Annotated in this window: 15 protein-coding genes and 1 other RNA gene; 5 read left to right on the top strand and 11 right to left on the bottom strand. The window is 71.9% G+C overall.

Annotation, left to right across the window (positions count from 1 at the left end):
* Positions 1-76: 76 nt before the first annotated feature.
* From ASD10_RS09385 to ASD10_RS09375, 3 genes are all read left to right on the top strand, one after another.
* Positions 77-502 carry a hypothetical protein gene (locus ASD10_RS09385; protein WP_056607603.1) on the top strand — a complete coding sequence of 142 codons (426 nt, stop codon included), beginning with the start codon at positions 77-79 and terminating at the stop codon, positions 500-502.
* A 28-nt stretch (positions 503-530) separates the two neighbouring features.
* Positions 531-2,261: a helicase gene (locus ASD10_RS09380; protein ID WP_056607602.1), complete on the top strand. Its 1,731-nt coding sequence runs from the start codon at positions 531-533 to the stop codon at positions 2,259-2,261.
* 169 nt (positions 2,262-2,430) lie between these two features.
* Positions 2,431-2,871 carry a VOC family protein gene (locus tag ASD10_RS09375; RefSeq protein WP_056607593.1) on the top strand — a complete coding sequence of 147 codons (441 nt, stop codon included), beginning with the start codon at positions 2,431-2,433 and terminating at the stop codon, positions 2,869-2,871.
* Here the strand turns inward: ASD10_RS09375 and rnpB are convergent.
* An RNA gene (gene rnpB / locus ASD10_RS14790) (RNase P RNA component class A) lies at positions 2,865-3,261 on the bottom strand. The genes ASD10_RS09375 and rnpB overlap by 7 nt on opposite strands.
* Positions 3,262-3,307: 46 nt before the next feature.
* On the opposite strand from rnpB, the gene ASD10_RS09370 reads away from it, so the two are divergent.
* The gene (locus ASD10_RS09370; RefSeq protein WP_056607592.1) at positions 3,308-4,369 is read left to right on the top strand and encodes an SLC13 family permease; all 1,062 of its coding nucleotides are present in this window, start codon (positions 3,308-3,310) and stop codon (positions 4,367-4,369) included.
* Between the two features lie 16 nt (positions 4,370-4,385).
* Entirely contained in the window at positions 4,386-5,159 is a 774-nt protein-coding gene (locus ASD10_RS09365; RefSeq protein WP_056607591.1) for a YaaA family protein, read from the top strand.
* A 9-nt stretch (positions 5,160-5,168) separates the two neighbouring features.
* Here ASD10_RS09365 and ASD10_RS09360 read toward each other — a convergent pair whose 3' ends face one another.
* The 10 genes from ASD10_RS09360 to ASD10_RS09315 all read right to left on the bottom strand — a co-directional run bounded on the left by ASD10_RS09360 (position 5,169) and on the right by ASD10_RS09315 (position 16,516).
* On the bottom strand, positions 5,169-6,275 hold the full coding sequence (locus ASD10_RS09360) for a bifunctional RNase H/acid phosphatase (protein WP_056607590.1): 1,107 nt from the start codon (positions 6,273-6,275) through the stop codon (positions 5,169-5,171).
* Positions 6,272-7,012 (bottom strand): zinc ribbon domain-containing protein, encoded by a 741-nt coding sequence (locus ASD10_RS09355; protein WP_200938199.1) that lies wholly within the window; start codon positions 7,010-7,012, stop codon positions 6,272-6,274. The genes ASD10_RS09360 and ASD10_RS09355 overlap by 4 nt, the downstream gene beginning before the upstream one ends.
* 2 nt (positions 7,013-7,014) lie before the next feature.
* Positions 7,015-7,839, bottom strand: coding sequence for a Nif3-like dinuclear metal center hexameric protein (locus tag ASD10_RS09350; protein ID WP_235501798.1), 825 nt, complete (start codon positions 7,837-7,839; stop codon positions 7,015-7,017).
* On the bottom strand, positions 7,836-8,846 hold the full coding sequence (locus ASD10_RS09345; protein ID WP_056607589.1) for an aldo/keto reductase family protein: 1,011 nt from the start codon (positions 8,844-8,846) through the stop codon (positions 7,836-7,838). The genes ASD10_RS09350 and ASD10_RS09345 overlap by 4 nt, the downstream gene beginning before the upstream one ends.
* Positions 8,847-8,871: 25 nt before the next feature.
* On the bottom strand, positions 8,872-10,983 hold the full coding sequence (locus ASD10_RS09340) for an ATP-dependent DNA helicase RecQ (protein ID WP_056607588.1): 2,112 nt from the start codon (positions 10,981-10,983) through the stop codon (positions 8,872-8,874).
* 46 nt (positions 10,984-11,029) lie between these two features.
* On the bottom strand, positions 11,030-11,809 hold the full coding sequence (locus ASD10_RS09335) for a putative protein N(5)-glutamine methyltransferase (RefSeq protein ID WP_056607587.1): 780 nt from the start codon (positions 11,807-11,809) through the stop codon (positions 11,030-11,032).
* A 43-nt stretch (positions 11,810-11,852) separates the two neighbouring features.
* Positions 11,853-13,211 carry a GDSL-type esterase/lipase family protein gene (locus ASD10_RS18750; protein ID WP_235501797.1) on the bottom strand — a complete coding sequence of 453 codons (1,359 nt, stop codon included), beginning with the start codon at positions 13,209-13,211 and terminating at the stop codon, positions 11,853-11,855.
* 168 nt (positions 13,212-13,379) lie between these two features.
* Complete coding sequence (locus tag ASD10_RS09325) at positions 13,380-14,696, bottom strand: carboxypeptidase regulatory-like domain-containing protein (RefSeq protein WP_162248833.1); 1,317 nt, start codon at positions 14,694-14,696, stop codon at positions 13,380-13,382.
* Positions 14,697-14,822: 126 nt separating this feature from the next.
* The gene (locus ASD10_RS09320; RefSeq protein WP_056607583.1) at positions 14,823-16,118 is read right to left on the bottom strand and encodes a carboxypeptidase regulatory-like domain-containing protein; all 1,296 of its coding nucleotides are present in this window, start codon (positions 16,116-16,118) and stop codon (positions 14,823-14,825) included.
* 146 nt (positions 16,119-16,264) lie between these two features.
* The gene (locus tag ASD10_RS09315) at positions 16,265-16,516 is read right to left on the bottom strand and encodes a hypothetical protein (RefSeq protein WP_056607581.1); all 252 of its coding nucleotides are present in this window, start codon (positions 16,514-16,516) and stop codon (positions 16,265-16,267) included.
* Positions 16,517-16,720 lie beyond the last annotated feature (204 nt).

Raw genomic sequence — 16,720 nt, 5'->3', positions numbered from 1 at the left:
CGCGAGGACGCACAGACGGACTGCGAGGCGTCCGCTTCTCCGAGGCGCGCGGAGATGGAGTCGATAGGTTCGCGACATGCCGAATCCGACCCGTGCGCACTTCGAGGACCGTGCTGGCGAGCTACAGGACTGCACGTCACTTCGCACGGTGCAGGACTTCACCGGCCAGACGCTGTTCCTCGTGCCCGACAATCCGCGCGCCGTCGGCGTGACGCTTCTCGACTACGGAGACGGCACCTCTGCGGTCAGTTTCACGGGCCAGGAAGACGGCACCGGCGGCGAGATGACCTACGAACCTCGGCACGTGGACTTCTACATCGACGCCGCGGTGGCTGGCGCCGTGCGCCTCCTCGACGGGCCCGGACGCAGGTCGATACAGGTCGACGTCGGAGACGGGTACGAGACGATGGACACGTCGTACTCGCTGTGGTCGATGTTCCCAATCCCCGGGTGGCGAGACCGTGCGGACATGACGCAGTTCGAGCCGTACCGGCCCGGGTAGCCCGCTCGCACCCGTGTAGCGTCCGGGCGTGTCCAGTGCCCGTCGATCCGGATCTCGTCGGCGCAGCGCGTCGCGGGCCCGCAGCGCGAAGCCGCGGCCGCCGCTCCCGGTGCCGTCCGGGCCGGGCGAGCGCGTGTGGGTGCTCGACGTCCCCTACGGGACGCAGGTCGACGGCGCGACCTGGCACCCGGCGGTCAGGACGCACCTGTTCGTCGGACGGTCGCTGCCCCCGCACCTCGCCCCCTACTCCCCCGGGGCGCACACGCTCGGTCGCTTCGTCGAGAACACCCTGAACCCCGACGACCCGGCCCCGAGCCCCGAGCCGTCCGGCGCCCTGGAGCCGCGGAGGATCCAGTTCGAGGCGGCCGACGCGATCGCCGAGCGCGCCGCCGCGGGTGGCCGCCTGTTCCTGCTGGCCGACGAGCCGGGGGTCGGCAAGACGATCTCGGCCGTCCTCGGCGCGACGGCCGTGGGCGACCTGCGTGGCGCGCGTCGGGTGCTCGTGGTGGCCGATCGACCCGCTGCCATCACGATCGGTCACTGGTGCCGGACCATCACGGCGCTGGGCGACGGCGGTCTCGAGTGGGTCGTGATCACGTGGGACCGGCTGGACAAGGTCGCCGACCACGCGTGGGACGTGATCGTCGCGGACGAGGCGCACGCGTTGCGGCGGACGACGACGAAGCGGTGGAAGGCCTGGGCGAAGGTGTCGGGGCACGCGCGCCCCCACGACAGCGCACCGTTCGTGATCGCGACGACGGCGACCCCCGGGCACACGCCTCTCGAGCTGCCCTACCTCGCCCCGGCCTACGCGCAGGCGTTGGGCGAGCCGGTGCGGGAGTGGACCGCGACGACGCAGCCCGGCACGGCGTTCGCCGCGGCCCTCGAGCGCCACGGGGTGGGGGTCGAGCACGGCCGGTACGGCGCGACCTGGACGACCGATCCCGGTCGGCGTGCGACCGACCTCACGATGGTGCGCGGCTGGCTCGCCGACGAGCAGCCTCCGGCCATGCTGCACCGCGCGGCACCGTGGGGTCCGGTGCCGATCTCCGGCATGCCGGTGACGCTCACCCCGTCCGAGCGGGCCGCCTACGAGGCCGAGTGGGGCGAGTTCTGCCGCGAGATGGACATCGCCCGGCGCGGGCGCAGCGTCGCGAAGGGGCGGGCCGCCCTGCTGCGCTTCCGGCAGAAGGCCGGGTTGATCCGGGTCGACTCGACCGTCGACTGGATCGCCCAGCAGGTGAGGTCCGAGCGCCAGGTGGCGTGCTCGGTCGAGTTCGTCACGACCGCCGCCGAGCCGATCACCGACAGGCTGCGCGCCTCCGGCATCGACGTGGCGACGATCTTCGGGGGCGGCCGTTTCGACGCCGAGGCCGAGCGCCTCCGTTTCCAGACGGGTCAGGCCCCGGTGTGCGTCTTCACGACGGTCGCCTCGATCAGCCTCCACGCCGGCGAGTCCCTGGCGGACGGCCGTCGGGCGAGCACCGAGCCGCGGGTCGGCATCTTCCACCAGGCTCGGTTCTCGGGCATCGCGGCGCGGCAGGTGACCGGGCGCACCCACCGCGACCACCAGGTCTCGCCGTGGCACATCGCCTACGCGGAGGGCACGGTCGAGGAGCAGGTCGGCCGGGTCATGGTCGAGCGGATCGCCGCCGCCTCCGACTCGGTGGGCAGCGACACCGAGGGGCTCACCGACGTCGCACGGCTCCTCGGCGCCGACTGGCTGCCGCCCGCGACGATGACGGCGGACGACGGTTGATCGCGCGCCGAGGACGAACGGCCGAGCGGCACGTCAGCATTCAGCACGGCGACGACTCGATGGGGTGGCGAGGTACGAGCCGCGAACCTCGAGGGACACGGCATCCTGCACTGGACCACCAGACCCGAGGCTGCTTGACGAACGCCCGACAGACGCTAGCGTGCGGCACATGCCCATCAAGCTCGAGAACATCGGGATCGCCGTGCGCGACCTCGACGCCGCGATCGCCTTCTTCACCGACCTCGGCCTGACCGTCCTCGGCCGCGACACGGTCAGCGGCGAGTGGACCGACACCGCCGTCGGGCTGGACGGCAACCACGCCAACATCGCGATGCTGCAGACGCCCGACGGCAACGGCGTCATCGAGCTCTTCGAGTACATCCACCCCGCCGCGATCGAGGCCGGGCCCACCCCGCCGAACCAGATCGGCATGCACCGGGTGGCCTTCTCCGTCGACGACATCGACGAGGCACTCCGGATCGCCGCCAGGCACGGCTGTCATCCGTTGCGCGGGGTGGCGACCTACCAGGACGTGTACAGGCTCACCTACGTGCGCGGCCCCAGCGGCATCATCGTGATGCTGGCCGAGGAGCTGAAGAAGGGCGAATGAGTCGGCCTGTAAGCCGGATCCTGTCGTGGGCGACCATCCATCTGGGACGCCCATTGCTGGGCGCCTCGTGCAACCTACCCGCTGACATCGGACGAGCAGCCCGTCAGCGCAGGCCGCGCACCGCCGAAGCGGCATGCGGCCCTCTTGGTCTTGCTCCCGGTGGGGTTTACCTAGCCGTCCCGGTCACCCGGGACGCTGGTGAGCTCTTACCTCACCGTTTCACCCTTACCCGCACCCGTGCTCCGAGGAGCACGGGCCGCTGGCGGTCTGATTTCTGTGGCACTGTCCCGCACGTCGCCGTGGGTGGCCGTTAGCCACCACCGTCGCTCTGTGGAGTCCGGACTTTCCTCGACGCCCCGCGAGGGACGCCGCGGCCGCCCGGCCGACTCATTCGCGTCGCCGATCCTACCGTGGGCCCGTCCGGTAGGTTCTGCGCGTGACGCACGACCTCGGATCCCTCGCGGAGATCATCGGCTTCCTCGTGGCGATGACCGTGCTGGCGCAGGCCTGCGCGGACGAAGGCCTCTTCACGGCACTCGGCGGTCGGGTGGCACGCGGCGCGCGCGGATCGAGTCGCCGGCTGCTGGCCTACGCCGTCGCGACGGCCGCGGTCGTCACGGCGACCCTCAGCCTCGACGCGACGGTCGTGCTGCTGACGCCCGTGCTGCTCGCGGCCTCAGCACGGCGTTCGTACGCCTACGCGTCGGTGCGGCTCGCCAACTCCGGGTCGACGCTGCTGCCGGTCTCGAACCTGACCAACCTGCTGGCCTTCGGGTCGACGGGCCTGACGTTCCTCGGGTTCACCTGGGCGATGCTGCCCGTCTGGATCGTCGCCGTCGTCGCCGAGTACCTGGTCCTGCGCGTGTGGTTCAGGGGCGAGCTGCGCGACGCCGCACCGGTGCCCGCGGACGTCCAGCCCGTGCCGCTCGTGCCCGTCACGGTCGTCGTGCTCGTGCTGATCGGGCTCGGCAGCGGGCTGACACCGTGGATCCCGGCCGCGATCGGTGCGGTCGTGCTGAGCACGCGCGCCCTCGTGCGCCGCCTGTCGACGTGGCGCGAGCTGCTCGACGCGGCCAACCTGCCGCTGGCCGCCGTGATCCTGGCGTGGGCGTTCTCCGTCGGCTACGTCGGATCGACGAGCCTCGGCGACCGGTTGACCGACGCCCTGCCGTCCGGCGAGGGGCTCTGGTCGCTCCTGGCCGTCGCGCTGATCGCGATGATCGCGGCGAACCTGGTCAACAACCTGCCGGCGACGCTGCTCCTCCTGCCGGCCGCCGAGGCCGCCGGCCCGGGCCCCGTGCTGGCGCTGCTGGTGGGGGTCAACGTGGGCGCCAACCTGACGATGATCGGATCGCTCGCGAACATCCTGTGGCGCAAATCGGGCGGACGCAGCGTGTCCACGATCCGCGAGTTCCACACGATCGGGTTCGCCACGACACCCGTGCTCGTCGTGCTCTGCACCGTCGTCCTGTGGGCCTGGACCTCCGTCATCTGGTGACGGATAGGGTCGGGGCGTGCTGATCCTGCTCCCCCCGTCCGAAGGCAAGACCCGGCCGGAGGACGGACCGCCGCTCGACCTCGACGCGCTGTCGTTCGCGCGGCTGAACCCCGTCCGCGAGCAGCTGCTGCGCAGTCTCGTGAAGCTGTCGTCGGGCAACCCGAGGCGCGCCGCCGAGGTGCTCGGCCTGGGTCCCACGCAGGCCGGCGCGATCGCGGTCAACGCCGTCCTTCCCGACGAGCCGGCGGCACGCGCCGACACCGTCTACACGGGCGTCCTGTTCACCGCCCTCGACCCCGCCAGCCTCGACGACGTCGCACGGCGGCGCGCCGATGAGTCCCTGGCGATCGCCAGCGCGTTGTTCGGGCTGGTGCGGCCCGGCGACCTCATCCCGGCCTACCGGCTGTCGGGCACCGTCAGCCTGCCGCGCCTGGGGCCCGTCGCCGGACGCTGGCGCACTCCCCTGCCCCGTGTCATGGCCGAGGAAGTCGGCGACGGACTGCTGGTCGACCTGCGCTCGGGCACCTACACCGCGCTCGGCAAGCCACCCGTCGAGCTGGCCGAGCGCACCGCGACGATGCGGGTGCTGCACGAGCACAACGGGCAGCGCAAGGTCGTGAGCCACTTCAACAAGGCCACCAAGGGACGCATCGTCCGCGGCCTGCTCGAGGCCGGGGCCGAGCCGCGGACCGTCGACGAGCTGCAGGCGACGCTCGCCGACCTCGGATGGACGGTCGAGCGGGCCGGGACGCGCCTGGACGTCGTGGTCGACGAGGTCGCGACGAGCTGAGCCGGCCCGTCAGGGGACGATGTTGAAGCCGCGCAGCGACGCGGGGCCGTCGGGCCACCACGACACCGTCGTGATCGAGGCGGGCGACAGCTCCATCCGGTAGATCACGCCCATCGGGGCGTCGAGCGCGAGCCGCACCAGCATCTTGATCGGCGTCACGTGGCTCACGACCAGCACGGTGCGGCCCGCGTACCGCGTGACGAGGCGGTCGCGCGCCTCGGCGACGCGCTCGTGCACGGCGTCCATCGACTCGCCGCCGGGCGGCGCGACCGAGCTGTCGGCGAGCCACGCCGTGAGCTCGTCGCCCCATCCCTCCTGGATCTCGGCGAACGTGTGGCCGTCCCAGTCGCCGAAGGCCGTCTCGACGACGCCCTCGTCGATCTCGACGTCCAGACCCAGCACGTCGGCGGCGGCGGCGGCCGTCTCACGTGTGCGGCGCATCGGAGAGGCGACGATGGCCTCGATCGAGCCGTGGTCGGCGAGCCAGCGGGCCGCTCGCCGCGCCTGCTCGCGGCCGGCCTCGGTCAGCTCGGGGTCGGCCGTGCCGCCGCTGCCGCTGAACGCCTTGCGCTCGGTGGCCGCCGTGACGCCGTGCCGCAGCAGGACGAACGTCGTCGCGGTGCCGGACGCGCCGCCCCAGCCCTTGGCCGGTGCAGGCGCGGGGGCGGGCGTGGCGGCGGACGGTCCGGTCACGAGGCCCGACCCGCCGTCGCGCTGGCTGTCGAGGGCGGCATTGGCGAGGGCGTCGGCGGCCTTGTTCTGCTCGCGCGGCACCCACGTCCACGTGGTGCCGCGGGGAGCGAGCCGGCGGGCCCTCTCGGCCAGCGGGATCATGCTGGGGTGCTTGACCTTCCACCGTCCGGCCATCTGCTCGACGACGAGCTTGGAGTCCATCCGCACCTCGAGCTCGGCACCGTCGGCGTGCTCGAGGTAGAGCTCGAGACCGGCGATGAGGCCGGCGTACTCGGCGACGTTGTTCGTCGCCACGCCGATCGTCTCACCGCGCTCGACGATGACCCGACCCGTGCCGGCGTCGCGGAGCAGCGCACCGTACGACGCAGGACCGGGGTTGCCGCGCGAGCCGCCGTCGGCCTCGATGACGACCCGCGAGGTCACAGACCGGACTCGGCGGTGCGCACCAGGATGCGGCTGCACTCGGGGCAGCGCAGGACGTCGTCCTCCGGCTGCGCCGCGAGCTCGCGCAGGTCGGCTCCGTTGATCTCGAGGCGGCAGCCCTCGCAGCGACGGGCCCGCAGCGCGGCCGCACCGGTGCCGTACTGTCCGCGCAGCTTGTCGTAGAGCGTCACGAGGTCGTCCGGCACGTCGGCGGCGGACGTCGCGCGATCGGTCTGCGCCGCGGACGCCTGCTCGTCGAGCACGGCGATCGCGGCATCGCGCGCCGCGACCTTCTGCTCGAGCTCGGCGGTGACGGCCGAGAGATCGCCCTGGACGTTCGTCAGCCGCGCCTGCGCCTCCTCGAGCGACTGCATGATCTCGAGCTCCTCGTCCTCGAGGGTGCCGATGCGGCGCTCGAGGGCAACAAGCTCGTGCTGCAGGCTCGCGAGGTCCTTGGGGTTGCTGACGGCGCCGGAGTTGAGGCGCTCCTCGTCGCGGGTGCGACGGGTCTTGACCATCTCGACCTCCGCGTCGGCCTTCTTCTGGGCGCGGGTCAGGTCGGAGACGGCGGTGTCGTGCTCGATGCGCTGGCCGTCGAGCTCCTTGAAACGGGCCTCCAGCGCGGTGATCTCCGCGAGCTCGGGCAGGGTGTTCTTGCGGTGCTGCAGCTGGGCGAGGCGTGCGTCCTGGGCCTGGAGCTCGAGGAGCGCGGCCTGGGCGGTGGGATCGGCTTTCACAGTCACACCGTACCGGGCAGGCTCGCGGTCCACGGATCGGTCACGATCGTCGACACCCGTACCTCGAGCCCGGGCAGGGCCGACCTCAGCGCGTCGGCGGCGACCGGCAGCCACGTCCACTCGGCCGACCAGTGCGGCACGTCGATCACGGCACACGGATCGGGCTGCTCGAGGTGCTCACTGACGGGGTGGTGTCGCAGGTCGGACGTCACGTAGACGTCGGCTCCCTGCGCCTGGGCGGCTCCGAGCAGGAAGTCGCCCGATCCCCCGCACAGCGCGACGGTCTCGACCGTCCGGCCCGGGTCGCCGGCGATGCGCACGGCGCTGTGGTGCGACGGCAGACTCGTCGCGACGCGGCGGGCGAACTCGTCGAGCGTGACCGGTGAGGCCAGCGCGCCGATGCGACCGCTGCCGCGCTCGGGTGAGTCGTCGGGCTCGAGCGGCCGGACGTCCTGCACGCCCAGCGCGAACGCCATCGACTCCGAGACGCCGAGCGGGGGGCAGTCGGCGTTGGTGTGGCACGTGTGCAGCGCGATGCCGTGGCCGATCAGGGTGTGCACCACGCGGCCCTTCGGCGAGTCGGCCGCCACCGACGTGACGCCCTTGAGCCACAGCGGGTGGTGGACGACCACGAGGTCGGCGCCCCAGGCCACGGCCTCGTCGACCACCGCGGCGACGGGGTCGACGGCCAGGAGCACCGTGGTGACGGGCGCGTCGGGATCACCCGCCACCGTGCCGACGGCGTCCCAGTCGTCGGCCCACCGCGGGTCGTACAGGCCGTCGAGCACCGAGACGACGTCACGCAGGACCGTCACGTCGCCGCTCACGACGGACGCGTGGCCGGTGTCTGCTCGGCCGTCAACGAGGCGTCACGGACGACGACGTCGCCGAGGGCCTCGTCGATGGCCGCCATGACGTCGTCGCCCAGCGCGACACCCGACGCCTTGGCGTTGTCGGTGACCTGCTCGGGACGCGAGGCGCCGATGATCGCGGCGGAGATGTTGGGCCGGTGCAGCACCCACGCCACCGCGAGCTGGGCCATCGAGATGCCGGCCTGGTCGGCGATCGGCTCGAGCCGGGCGACGGCCTCGAGCACGTCGTCGCGCAGCCACCGGCTGATGTTCTGCGAACCACCCGACTCGTCGGTCGCGCGGGAACCCTCGGGCACGGGCTGGCCCGGCTTGTACTTGCCCGTCAGCACGCCCTGCGCGATCGGCGACCACACGATCTGGCCGAGGCCGAGCTCGTCGCTGGCCGGCACGACCTCGTCCTCGATGACGCGCCACAGCATCGAGTACTGCGGCTGGCTCGAGATCAGCGAGAAGCCGAGCTCACGGGCCAGCGTCTGCCCCTCGCGGATCTGCTCGGCCGTCCACTCCGAGACGCCGATGTAGAGGGCCTTGCCCGACCGCACGACGTCCGCGAACGCCTGCATCGTCTCCTCGAGCGGCGTGTGCACGTCGAAGCGGTGCGCCTGGTACAGGTCGACGTAGTCGGTCTGCAGACGCGTCAGCGATCCGTTGATCGACTCCATGATGTGCTTGCGCGACAGACCGGAGTCGTTGGGGCCACCGGGACCGGTGGTCCAGTAGACCTTCGTCAGGATCTCGAGCGACTCGCGCCGCTGGCCGGCCAGGGCACGACCGAGCACCGACTCCGCCTTGGTGTTGGCGTAGACGTCGGCGGTGTCGAAGGTCGTGATGCCGACCTCGAGCGCCTGCCGGACGCAGGCCGTGGCAGCGTCCTCCTCGACCTGCGAGCCGTGCGTCAGCCAGTTGCCGTAGGCGATCTCCGAGATCTTGAGACCGCTGTTGCCGAGATGTCTGTGTTCCATGCCGTCCAACGTACCGACGAATGCCTCAGCCGACCTGCGCCAGCACGAGCGGGAGCACCGCGCCGGCGCCGTGGCGGCGCAGCTCGCGCGCCGCGACCGTCAACGTCCACCGGCTGTCGACCCGGTCGTCGATCAGCAGCACGGGCCTGCCGCCGAGCGACTGGAGCCCGTCGGCGAGGGCCGGACCGACCGCCAGCTGGCCCCACACGTCGGCCAGCCGGTAGGCGCTGTTGCCACCGGGCCCGCCCCGCGATCCTTCGCCGACGAGGTCGAGGGACCCGAGATCGGTCAGGCGACCGATGCGCGCGATGCCCCGTGCCATCGAGTCGACCAGCTGCGGCTTGGACCGCGACGGGATGCTGACGACCGCGGCGGGACGCTCGGCCCAGCCCCAGTCCTTCAGCACCCGGACGCAGGCCCCCAGCAGCTCGTCGCTGATGGGCCCGTCGTCCGCCCCGGCGGCGAACAGCTCGCGCAGGGCGCCTCCCCAGCCGAGGTCGGTCAGACGGGCGACCGCGCGGCCCGCCTCGGCGCGGTCGTCGACCGGGATCTTGCCCCTCGCCTCGACGCCCAGACGCTCGGCCCCGGTCGGCCACTGACCGCGCGGCTCGACCTCGACGCCGACCTTGTCGAGCGTGCCGGACGCGACCTGCGTCGCGGCGGTGTCGACCCCGGTCGGGAACCACGGGCCCGCGCAGTTGTCGCACCGGCCGCACGGCGCCGCCGTGGTGTCGTCGAGGTCGCGCTGCAGCATCTCCATGCGACACGTCGCATCGTGCTGGTAGGTCAGCATCGACTGCTGCTCGGCGTCGCGGGCCGCCGCGATGCGCTCGTAGCGCTCGCGGTCGTAGACCCACGGGTGACCGGTCGCGACCCAGCCGCCCTGCACCTTGCGCACCGCACCGTCGACGTCGAGCACCTTGAGCAGCAGCTCGAGCGGGGTGCGGCGCAGGTTGACCCGCGCCTCGAGGGCCGGCGTCGACAGCGGCGCCTCGCCGAGCTCGCCGATGACGGCCGCCGCCCGCTCCTCGCTCGGCATCGAGGACGTCGCGAAGTACGTCCAGATGTCCTTGTCCTCGCGCCCGGGCAGCAGCAGGACGTCGGCGTTGTCGGTGGCGCGTCCGGCGCGCCCGACCTGCTGGTAGTAGGCGACGGGTGACGAGGGCGCGCCGAGGTGGATGACGAAGCCGAGATCGGGCTTGTCGAAGCCCATGCCGAGCGCACTGGTGGCCACGAGGGCCTTGAGCTCGTTGCCCTTGAGCTGGCCCTCGAGCTGCTCGCGCTCCTCGGGGTCGGTGCGCCCCGTGTAGGCGCGCACGGCGTGGCCACCCTCGCGGAGCAGCCGCGCGGTGTCCTCGGCCGCGGACACCGTCAGCGCGTAGATGATGCCGCTGCCGGGCAGCTCGGCGAGGTGGCTGAGCAACCAGCCCAGCCGGTCGCGCGCCCCGGGCAGCTCGAGCACGCCGAGGCGCAACGAGGTGCGGGCCAGGGACCCCCTGATGGTCAGCACCTCGCCCGCGGCGCCGAGCTGCTCGGCGACGTCGGTCACGACGCGGGCGTTGGCCGTCGCGGTCGTGGCCAGCACGGGCAGCTCGGACGGCAGCTGCCCGATCAGCTCGGCGAGCCGTCGGTAGTCGGGGCGGAAGTCGTGCCCCCAGTCGGAGATGCAGTGGGCCTCGTCGACCACGAGCATGCCCATGCGCTCGATCAGCGCGGGCAGCTGCTCGTCGCGGAAGCGCGGGTTGTTGAGCCGCTCCGGCGAGACCAGCAGGATGTCGATCTCGTCGGCGGCGAGCTTGGCCCGCGTCTCGTCCCACTCGTGGGGGTTGGCCGAGTTGATCGCGACGGCACGGACCCCGGCTCGCGCCGCGGCCGCGACCTGGTCGCGCATCAGCGCGAGCAGGGGCGAGACGAGCAGCGTCGGGCCAGCTCCGCGCTGGCGGAGCAGGAGGGTCGAGATGAAGTAGACCGCCGACTTGCCCCACCCCGTGCGCTGGACCACCAGGGCACGCCGGTGGCCGTCGACGAGCGCCTCGATCGCCTCGAGCTGCCCGTCGTGGAAGACGGCGTCGTCGCGGCTCGTGAGGCGCCGCAGCGCTGTCGTGGCGTCGGAGGCGGTGCTGGTCGCAGAAGGCATACGAGCATCGTGTCAGGAGCCCACGACAGCTCGGTCGCGGCGGCCGTCAGGCTGTGGACGACACCAGCACCGCCGTGCCGTCGACGTGCTCGCACCGGACGACTCGTGCCGACAGCCCCTCCCGCTCGAAGGCCTCGGCGGTCAGTGGTGCCTGCCGCGTGCTGGTCTCGACGAGCAGGTGGCCACCCGGTGCCCACCAGTCCGCCACCCCGGCGGCGAGCCGTCGGTGGAACGCGATCCCGTCGGGGCCACCGTCGAGCGCGGTGCGGGGCTCGTGGTCGCGGGCCTCGGGCGGCATCGACGCGATCGCGTCGGTCGGGACGTACGGCGCGTTGACGACCAGCAGGTCGACGCGCCGGTGCAGCTCGTCCGGCAGCGCGTCGAACAGGTCGCCCGCGTGCACGTGGCCGCCGAGCGGCTCGACGTTGCGTCGGGCGCAGGCCACCGCCCCCGGGTCGACGTCCGCTGCGTGCAGCTCGATGCCCGACGCCTCGTGGTGCAGCGCCACGCCGACGGCCCCCGTGCCGCAGCACAGGTCGACCACCACGGCCCCCTCGCCCACCAGCCCGATCCCGTGCTCCACCAGCACGGCCGAGCGGGCCCGCGGCACGAACACTCCCGCGTCCACGACGACCCGTCGTCCGTGGAACTCGGCCCACCCGACCACGACCTCGAGCGGCTCGCCCCGCACCCGGCGAGCCGTCATCAGCTCGAGCTCGCCCGGTGAGGCGGCGGACGACCGCAGCACGTCGGCCTCGTCCTCGGCGAAGACGCTGCCGGCCGCGCGCAGGCGAGCCACGAGAGCGGAGGACGTCGACGCGGTCACCGTCGTATCCCACCACGCCCCTCGATCGGGGCGCGCATCCGTGTCACCGCACGCGGACGCGGTACGTGCGCGTGAACCCCGCCGTGCTGTCCGTCCCCGAGTACGTCACCTTCACGGTGCGGGTACCCGCCGGGATGCGCGACAGCGTGAGCGTCGCGCGCCCCTTCCTGACCTTGACGGCCTTGACCCGCGAGCCGTACGAGACGGTGACCTTGCCGCCGGGACGCGTCTTGGTCACGGCCCGCCTGATCGAGACGGACACCTTGACGGAGCCGTCACCGCCCCTGCGCGCGACGCTCGCGCGCACGGCCGCCTTGAGCCTCACGTCGAGCCCGGAGACGTCCTTGCCGCGCTTGACCGTCACCACCCGTGCGGTCGACCGGCTCGACCCACCTCCGAGGTAGCGTGAGGCCCAGGCCTTCTTCGGGTCGACGACCCGCACCACGTACGACCCCTTCGGCAGGCCCGGCAGCGTGAATCGGCCGTTGGCGCGCGTCGTGACCGAACGGGTGGACGTTCCACCCACGGCGGTCACGCGGACGTCGGCGCCCTTGACCGCCCTGCCCGAGTAGCCCGTGACCCGGCCCGTGAGGGTCGACGACGACGGCAGGGACGAGAACGCCGCGAAGGCCAGATCGGCCAACGCCTGCTCGCCCTGCGCGTTGGGGTGCAGGATCACGGGGTTCGTGCCGCCGATGACCGGCTCGACCCAGCGCGTCCCGATCGGCTGGCAGGCGTCGCGCCCCTCCGACGGGCCGTTCAGGTCGACGTACGTCGCACCGGTCGCGGACGCCGCCCTCCGGACGGCGTCGTTGAGGGTGCCCTGGAGGCTGCGCAGGTAGGGGACGTCGCCCGTCGCGACCGGCACGAACGGGTAGCAGCCCGTCGTCGCCGGCAGGATCGACGGGTAGCCGAGGATGAGCACCTGCGCGTACGGCGACCGCTGCTGCACGGCGGTCAGCGCCTTGACCAGGGCGGGATACGTCGTGCCTCGGACCGTGTCCTCGAACGAGTCGCCGTACTGGTTCTTGCACGGGCTCCCGGCCAGATCGGCGGGCGCCGCGGTGATGCACGCCTGGATCGCGCCGCTGAACACGCTGCTGTCGTTGCCACCGATCGTCATCGTCACGAGGTCGGTGTCGGCGGTGAGCTTGTCGAGCTGAGGCGGGACGTCGGAGAACTGCGGCTCGAAGTAGTCCGTGGTGTCGGCACCGCTGCACGTCGCGTCCGTCAGGCTCGCGTTGATCCTCGTGGCGAGGACGTGCGGATAGTTGACCGTCGACTGCAGGCAGCTCGGAGACGCCGTGGGGTCGAGCGGCAGCAGCCCCGCGCCCGCGCTGTAGGAGTCGCCCAGCGCCACGTAACGCAGCGGCGCCTGGGCCGGCTCGTCGGCGGACGCCATCCCGGATGGTCCGCCGACGGCCGTCAGACACACGACGATCCCGGCAGTAACTGTTCGACGCATGCGCAATCCTCGACTCGATGTGAAGGGGACTCCCCCTGAGTGACCCACGTCACATCGAGACACGGTAGCCGTGCGATCCGGAAACCGCAGGCTTTCCGGGCGGCGCTACTTCACCGTGACCCTGACGGTCTTCGAGAAGCCGGCGGTGCTGCCGGTGCCCGAGTAGTCGGCGACGAGCTTGCGCACCCCCTTGCGAAGGCCTGTCAGCGTCACGGTCGCCCTGCCCTTGGTGACGGTGACGGTCTTCGAGACGTCTCCGTACGACAGCTTCAGCGTGCCGCTCGGAGAGCTGCCCGAGGCCTTGCGCGTGATCCGGAACGCGACCTTGGCCGTCCCCTGACCGGTCTTCGTGGCGATCTTGGCATTCGAGATGGACTTCAGCCTCGTGTCGACGGAGCGGACGGGGTCACCCGAGACGATCGCGATCGGCTGGCGCACGGACTTGTCGGGGCCACCGCCGAGGTACTGCGACGCCCACACGCCGTCGGGATCGTCGTACCGCACCTGGTACGAGCCGGACGGAAGGACCTCACGGACGGTGAAGCGACCGCTCGACCGCGTCACGCCGACCTCGCTGGCGCCCGAGCCGGAGATGCTGACGTTGATGCCCTTGAGCGCCTTGCCCGAGGTGTCGGTGACCTGCCCCGTCACGGTCGTCGCCGGCGGCAGCATCTTGTTGGCGGTGAGGGGCGCGATCTGGCGACGCTCACCGGCTCCGACCGAGATGCGCTGGGCGACCGAGTCGTCGCAGTCGGCGAGCGCGTTGGTCGAGGGGGAGTAGCACTGGGACGCGTACGGCGCTCCCCTGACGATCAGCGCGTTGTACGTGCGGGGTGCGACGCCGCCCAGCGTGAACGTGCCGTCGGCCTTCACCGTGGCGTCCTCTGCGGTGGCGAACTCCGGCACGAAGTAGTTGTCGCGCGTCGCCTCCTGCTCCTCGGTGGCGATCGTCACCTCGAGGGCGCGCGGGTCGCCGCCGTCGGATCGGGAGACCTTGCCCGTGATGATCCCGGCGCGCTGCGCCCAGACGTTGCGCGTCACGACCTTGCCTGCCTCCGGGCGGACGAAGCGGTGGGTCCTGACGATGTTGCCGGAGCGGTCGCTGACCACGATGGCGTACCCGGCGGACTCCTCCGAGAGCTTGACGAGCGAGACGCCCGAGATCGTGTACCGGCCCTTGCTGTCGGTGTTGGCGGTCTTGACGCGCGCGTACTCCGGGTCGTCCGCGTCGCCACCCATGTCGCGATAGAGCTGGACCCGCGCGAACGACACGGGCTTGCCGTCGAGCGTCACGACGCCCTTGACGGTCGCCTTGCTCGTCGCGGCGGCCGCGGGCGACGCGAGCCCCCCGGTCAGCAGCGCGATCGCCGCCACAGCCGCAGCCGCCGCAGCGGCACCGCTCCTCTTCACCGATGACGTCATGACACTCCCCTCTCGTTGCCGGCACGCGGGTGCGCGCCGGGTCCTGCAGCTGCTCGTTGGGTCAGGAGCGAGACTCACCATGGCCGAACGACACCCCGCGCGGAAGACCGGGCGGAACACGTTCCGTCACTTCGGCGAGAAGCCGCGCGTGAATCCCGCGGTGTTCGGCGTCCCGGAGTAGACCGCCGTCACCGCGTGCCGCGATCCGGGAAGTCCGGTCAGCCTGACGGTGACCTTGCCGTTCTTCACCCGAGCCGTCGCCGACGAGCCCGCCGACGTGATCGTCATCGAGCCGCTCGGCCGTCCACCCGACACGCGTCTCACCAGGGAGAACGTCACCTCGATGAATCCCTTGCCCGACCTGAACGAGACCCTGTTCCTGGTCGCCGACTTCAGCCGCGTGTCGAGCCCGGCGACGGGCTGCCCCGGCGTCACGACGACCTGGCGACGCACGGTCAGGTCCGTGTCACCGCCGAGGTACTGCGACGCCCACACGCGCCGGGGATCGTCGTATCGAACGGTGTACTGGCCGGCAGGGATGCTCCTCCGCAGCGAGTAGCGACCGCTCGACCGCGTCAGGACCGTCTCCCGCACGGAGTCGCCCAGCACGCTGACCTCGATGCCCTTCAGCGGCCTGCCGGACGTGTCGGTGACCCTGCCCGACACCGTGGTCACGGGTGGGGCGAATGTCGTCTTGGTGACCGTCGGCAGGACGCGGGTCTCGCCGGGCCTCAACGTGATCTTCTTCTGCTGGAACGGGATCGACTCGCAGGAGCCCAAGGAGCTGCTGACGAGGTCGTAGCACTGCACGGCGTGCCGGCCGTCCATGAGCTGCACCGCGTCGTACCCGGTGGCGGGAACCCCGGCGAGACGGAAGGTCCCGTCGGCCCGCACGACCGTGTCGAAGACCGGCTTCAGCTTGTCCCAGGACCCCGGGAGGAGATCGTCCCGGTTCGAGTCGAGGTTGATCGTCAACCCGGCGGGTGAGCGGCCGTCCGACGTGTCGACCGAACCCGTCACCGTGGCCGCCGCCGCGAGGCGCACGTTCTTCGTGAGGGTCCTGCCCTTCTTCACGACCACCGTCCGGTAGGTCTTGACGCCCGCGCTCGAGCGGTCGGTCACCAGCACCGCGTACGTGCCGCTCGAGGACGTCGCCGACAGACCGGAGAAGTCGTACCGGCCCTTCCGGTCCGTGTTGTCGGTCTTGAGGCGCGACGAGACCTCGCGCTCCTCGGTCGTCTCGTCGTAGACGAGTCGGAACAGCTGCACCTTCGCGAACGGGACCGGCCTGCCGTCGAGCGACACGACACCGGTGAGCCTCGCGGTGCTGCCGGCCGCGGAGGCCGGCGCCATCATCCCGGCGGCCACGAGCGCGACGGTGGCGAGGAGCGCCGAGGCGGCTCTGACGACGGGTGTCTTCATGGGTCCCCCTCAGGACGGGCACCCCGTGCGGACGCCGATCCGAAGTTACGCCTGGGGCTGGTGTGAAAGCAACGACCTGTCACCCGCGCCCGTCCGTGTCGCTCGAGCCAGCGACTCAGAGGCGATGTCCGCAGGCACCCGTGGCCTCACGACGAGACGTCGTGCCCGGGATCGTCCCCCGGGTGTGCGGCGAGCCACTCGTCGACGTCCCGGTCCTCCTCCGCCCTGAGCCAGAACCTCACGACGAGGTGCTGGAACCAGTGCGCGACGCCGAGGGCCACCACGAGGGCGAACCATCCCCACCGTCCCGAGACGGCGCAGAACACGGCGGCCACCACCGCGCCGGCCGCCGCGAACGGGTAGAAGAAGGCCCACTGACGAGCCATGTACGACAGCATCCCGAGATCCTAGGCACGTCGTCTCGTGGACGGACCGCACCTGACATCACGTCCACCGACGCGGCCCGTCGGGCTGACGGCGCCGCCTCGTCCAGGTGACCGTCTTCTCGACGACCATCGCCGTGATCGCGGCCGTCGACACCCAGTCGGGAAACCATCCCGCCGACGATGACTGGTCACGCTGCTGCCCCTGGATTCGCGGAG

Origin of the sequence: Aeromicrobium sp. Root472D3 (genome assembly GCF_001426485.1) — a bacterium.
Lineage (GTDB): Bacteria > Actinomycetota > Actinomycetes > Propionibacteriales > Nocardioidaceae > Aeromicrobium.
Note: the sequence above shows the minus strand (reverse complement) of the source record. Positions and strands in the feature narration are given on the sequence as shown.